The 5,451-nt window shown below is 41.2% G+C and carries 3 protein-coding genes and 1 pseudogene; 3 read left to right on the forward strand and 1 reads right to left on the reverse strand.

Features of this window, described 5'->3' with window-relative positions; all coding sequences use genetic code 11:
- A pseudogene (locus VE944_RS31110) lies at positions 1-155 on the reverse strand (glycosyltransferase WbuB); the annotation flags it as partial.
- 682 nt (positions 156-837) lie between these two features.
- Between VE944_RS31110 and VE944_RS31115 the strand changes: the two are divergent.
- The 3 genes from VE944_RS31115 to murD all read left to right on the forward strand — a co-directional run bounded on the left by VE944_RS31115 (position 838) and on the right by murD (position 5,170).
- Positions 838-972: a hypothetical protein gene (locus VE944_RS31115; protein WP_324986739.1), complete on the forward strand. Its 135-nt coding sequence runs from the start codon at positions 838-840 to the stop codon at positions 970-972.
- Between the two features lie 496 nt (positions 973-1,468).
- Entirely contained in the window at positions 1,469-3,619 is a 2,151-nt protein-coding gene (gene glyS / locus VE944_RS31120; protein ID WP_324986742.1) for a glycine--tRNA ligase subunit beta, read from the forward strand.
- An 84-nt stretch (positions 3,620-3,703) separates the two neighbouring features.
- Positions 3,704-5,170, forward strand: a complete 1,467-nt coding sequence (gene murD / locus VE944_RS31125; RefSeq protein ID WP_324986745.1) for a UDP-N-acetylmuramoyl-L-alanine--D-glutamate ligase — start codon at positions 3,704-3,706, stop codon at positions 5,168-5,170.
- Positions 5,171-5,451 lie beyond the last annotated feature (281 nt).

Below are 5,451 nucleotides of genomic sequence, written 5' to 3' on the forward strand. Positions count from 1 at the left end.
TCATCGTAAATTTCGCGCTGAGGATAGTTGGGCATTCCCGTAACCACCCGCACTTGGTGACCTCGCTTTACTAGTCCTTCTGCTAATTCAGTCATCAACGGAGCAATACCAATCGGCTCTGGATGATAGTTATAGGAATAAATCAGAATGTGCATAAGCTATTTGTGAATTTTTTGAAGACAGCCGGATATAATTAGATTTATTCCTTTAATAGTCAGTATGGGCTGCTACTTTTATTACTTATTCAAATTTATAAATTTACTTCATTAACATTGTGTTAAACATTGTTGATGAATTTTTTAGTGGTTTTTAAAAGAGAATTTTTGTACTGCATAAATCACTTAAAAATTAAAATATCACCTTGTGTAAATAGCTTAGTTTTTAGAGGTCGTTTTAAAAGTTCCAGAAAATATAGTTTTCTGGTTCTGACTTAGATCAACAAGAACGAAAACATCAGCTTTCAGTTATGTGCTAAATGCTTCACTGTCTTCACTATGAGAGTAAAATACCCTTTTAAAACATCCTCACCTAGACATAGTTCTTAGTTTCTGGTGATTATGACAAATTTGGTCTGGTTGTTTCTGAACTAATGCCTAAATTTATACTTTGGGGATTCTACCATCATATTCAAGCTCGTGCATATAACCCGCATTACGCCCTTTGAACTGGCACATAGTGTTCACTCATTGCACAACTTTAAGTCGTGGGAAAATCGAAGTTGGTTGCTCCACTACCACTTTCTGAAATAATTGTAGGTGCTGTAGTTTCGTCGTAGCTAAATGAACCTATTGCTGAATAACCAGCATCACCTTGCCAGCTAAAATTTAACTCAATAGCTTGGGCTGGTTTATTAGCCGCAGCGATGCCTGCGGCGGGCTACGCCTACGCAACACTAAAAGCAGCACTGGTGGCTGCGATCGCAGTAATTTTGGTAAAAATGTTTTTGATGGTCATAGCTCCAAAGTTGATTGAGATAATGCAGATATCAATGCATTAAACAAAACTAAGCTTACGATAGAAATATATATACGTAAATACCGCATAAAACTACGGTAGAAAATGTAATGAATCAATGAAGTGAAACACTTTTTTTGTGAAGTTTTGCATAAAATGCCAAGTTAATCAAAGTTAAAAACTTACGTAAAACATCCAAACTCTAGTATAATGTCGCGGGAGTTTGCCTAATTTTAACAAGTAGCTTCAGCAGCTTGTTGTCTGGCTAATTGAAATGGCATAAGAAGCTCGGAATACAATTATACGTAACTTTTGAGAGCCAGTTGCTATCCTGCCTTAACGCTAAGAGCGTAGCTTGCTTCCCCATAGAGTTACAAGTCGGCATCACAGGGGTGCACTGGCTCAAGATAGACTTTTGACTTCTGCGTTGCAGTACTAATTACCTAAAAATCACGAGCGATCGCTTGAGAATAACTGATAAAGTTGAGCTACGCAAAGTTGAAAACAGTGTTATATGCCTGCGTTTCTATTAGAAGTTGGTACAGAAGAACTACCTGCAAGTTTTCTCAGTGATGCTTTAGTGCAATGGCAGGGGCGCATTCCCCAAAGCTTGGAAGCAAACAGCCTCAAGGGTGAAAGTGTCCAGGTGTACGGTACTCCCCGGCGTCTGGCGGTAGTGATTAAAGGTCTACCATCCCAGCAAGCAGACCGAGAAGAAGAAATTAAAGGGCCCCCCGCCCAAGCCGCCTTTAAAGATGGTCAGCCGACTGCTGCTGCTATCGGCTTTGCCAAAAAGCAAGGCGTGGAAATGGACGCACTCTTCCTCCGCCCCACTGACAAAGGGGAATTTGTCTTTGTACAAAAAAGAATTCCTGGTCGTCCTGTGGCGGAAATCTTAACAGAACTTATTCCCCAGTGGATTTGGGGTTTAGAAGGTAAGCGGTTGATGCGTTGGGGAAATGGAGATGCGAGGTTTTCCCGACCAATTCGTTGGCTGGTAGCTTTGTTAGATGATACGGTGCTACCTCTAGAATTAGTGAATGGTTCTAAAACGATTCAGAGCGATCGCATTTCTCAAGGTCATCGGGTCTTACATCCTGATCCTGTGACAATTGCCCAAGCTACTGATTATATTACCGCTCTCAAGTCTGCTTATGTCACCGTTGACCCAGAAGAACGGGCAAATATTATCAAAGAGCAAGTAAAGGCAGTAGCAGAGAAATTAGGCGGATATACGGTAATTTACCCCGATTTGTTAGAGGAAGTAACCAATCTTGTAGAATATCCTTCTACAGTTGTTGGTAAATTTGAACCAGAATTTTTGGAATTACCAACTGAGGTAATTACTGAAGTCATGGTTACTCATCAGCGTTATTTCCCTGTATTCAAACCAGATAGTTCTGAACAAGAATTATTGCCCAATTTCATCACCATTTCTAACGCTGATCCCCAGAAATCAGATATTGTTGCCGTCGGGAATGAAAGAGTAATTCGTGCCAGATTAGCTGATGGCAGATTTTTCTACGAAGCTGATTTAACTAAGCCAATAGATAGCTTTTTACCCCAATTAGAAAAAGTCACTTTCCAAGAAGAATTGGGTTCGGTACGTGCCAAGGTAGATAGAGTAGTTAAGATTGCCGAGCGAATAAGCACCCAATTAGAATTAGCGGAAAATCAAAGTCAAAAGATCCAACGTGCTGCTTTATTATGTAAAGCAGATTTGGTTACTCAAATGGTGTATGAATTCCCCGAATTGCAAGGCATTATGGGAGAAAAATATGCCTTAGCCAGTGGTGAAGATGCCGAAGTTGCAAAGGCAATTTATCAACATTATTTGCCAACGGGAGCCGGTGATAATTTTCCCGAAACCCTCACAGGTCAAATTGTCGGTTTGGCAGATAGATTAGATACTTTAGTAAGTATCTTTGGTTTAGGTTTAATTCCCTCCGGTTCCTCTGATCCCTTCGCTTTGCGTCGTGCTGCTAATGCTGTAGTTAAAATTACTTGGTTTTATAATTTGCCGATAAATTTAGATGATTTATTAGCGCAAATATCTACCGACTTTGCAGCGAAATATCAGAAAGATCAGGCATCATTAACCGCAGCGTTACAAGAGTTTTTCTTACAACGCATTCGCACCTTACTACAAGAAGAAAAGATTGATTACGACTTGGTAAATGCAGTTTTGGGCGAAAATGACCCAGAATACACAGAACGGGCATTAAAAGATTTGTTGGATGTACGCGATCGCGCCTTATACTTACAACAAATCCGCAACGACAGTACTTTAGATAACATCTACGAAACTGTTAACCGTTCCACACGATTAGCAGCCCAAGGTGATTTGGATACAAAACAGCTAGAACCGACAACCGTAGTCCGTCAAGAACTATTCCAAAAGCCTTCTGAGACAGCTTTGTATAATGCCTTAATCGAATCAGTACCACAAACTCAAACAGCACAGCAGACACGAAATTATCAACTGTTACTAGCAGCACTAGGAAAAATTGCTCCGACAGTTAGTAACTTCTTTGATGGCCCAGATAGCGTATTAGTTATGGACTCCGATCCAGAAGTTAAACGTAATCGGTTACACTTACTTGGATTAGTTCGCAATCATGCTCGTGTTCTAGCTGACTTTGGTGCGATCGTCAAAAATCTGTAGCGTAAGTCAACAAAAAGTTGTGTAATTTTTGCCAATAGACGCTACTATAGGGAGTGCTTAACCAGGGACACTCTGCTGCAATCTATGTCCAGAGCTACTGTAATTGGATTGGGAAAGTCCGGTGTTGCTGCGGCGAGATTGTTGAAACGGGAAGGTTGGGAGGTCGAGCTAAGTGATAGCAACACCTCCGAAACCCTCCTACAACAACAACAAGAACTCGCTGCCGAGCAAATAACCGTGAAACTAGGCCAATCCCTAGAATTGAATGGTGCTAATTTACCCCAATTAATAGTCGTTAGTCCTGGCGTACCTTGGGATATTCCCATATTAATTAAGGCACGCCAATTAGGTATAGAAACCATTGGGGAAATGGAACTCGCTTGGCGAAATTTGCGCTCGCTACCTTGGGTAGGAATTACTGGCACTAACGGCAAAACTACTACCACAGCTTTAATTGCTGCCATTTTTCAAGCAGCAGGCTTAAATGCACCTGCCTGCGGTAATATTGGCTACGCCGCAAGTGAAGTTGCCCTATCTGATAGGGAAAGAGATAAGGTAACTCTAATTCAAAATCCAAAATCTAAAATCCAAAATTCTATTGATTGGGTGATTGCGGAAATTAGCAGCTATCAAGTAGAGTCTTCGAGTTCTCTTGCACCACGTATCGGTATTTGGACGACTTTTACACCGGATCATCTTAGTCGCCATAAGACTTTAGAGAACTATTACAACATCAAAGCCAAGCTGTTGCGTCAGTCTGAATTGCAAGTGTTCAATGGCGATGATGCCTACTTGAGGCAGCAAGGTTTAAGTGCTTGGCCTAATGCTTATTGGACAAGTGTCAGAGGAAAAGATTTCCTGATTAGCGAAAAAGGCTTTTACATCGAGGACGACTGGGTTGTAGAAAAATTGACTGCAACCTCTGCACCAGAACCGATTGTGAAAGTATCTACTTTGCGGATGGTGGGAGAACATAACCAGCAAAATCTCTTGATGGCAGTAGCAACGGCACGATTAGCGGGAATTAATCGTGATGCGATCGCACTTGCAATTCGAGAATTTCCTGGCGTTGCTCATCGTTTGGAGCATATATGCACTTGGGAAGGTATCGATTTTATTAACGACAGCAAAGCTACTAACTACGATGCTGCCGAAGTTGGTTTAGCATCCGTTAACAGTCCAGCGATTTTAATTGCTGGTGGAGAAGCTAAAGCAGGTGATGATACTGGCTGGCTAGCACAAATTCAAACCAAAGCTGCTGCTGTGTTATTGATTGGCTCTGCTGCACCCACATTTGCCCAACGCCTCCAAGAGGTGGGGTATTATTCTTACCACATTGTGGAAACTATGGAAAGGGCAGTTCCGAGAGCGGCGGAATTAGCTAAGGAGTATGAAGCGCCTGTGGTGTTGCTATCTCCGGCTTGTGCGAGTTTCGATCAGTACCCGAATTTTGAGGTGCGGGGCGATCGTTTTCGTCAGTTGTGCCTTGATTGGGTAAAAGCAGAGAAGCTTCAATACAATTCGATTCTTTCATCCTCTCTGCCTAACTAATTCGGCATTGCTGATTACAATGTATGAATCTTGGTGTAGAGATGTTGCAATGCAACGTTTTTACAAAAGTTTTGAAATCACGCAAAATCATTTTCATACCTCAATTTAGGAACACTACTAATTCACTGTGTGACTTGCAGCTACACAGGGAATTTATTATGTAAAATTATTAACAATTTTGGTATTTTATAGCAAGTAACTGTACTATAAACAGCTAACAATAATACTGTGCAGCCAGGAGAGATTTATGAAATTCAAAATGGTCACAGCTTGGCAATATG

This window comes from Nostoc sp., assembly GCF_035638895.1.
Lineage (GTDB): Bacteria > Cyanobacteriota > Cyanobacteriia > Cyanobacteriales > Nostocaceae > Nostoc.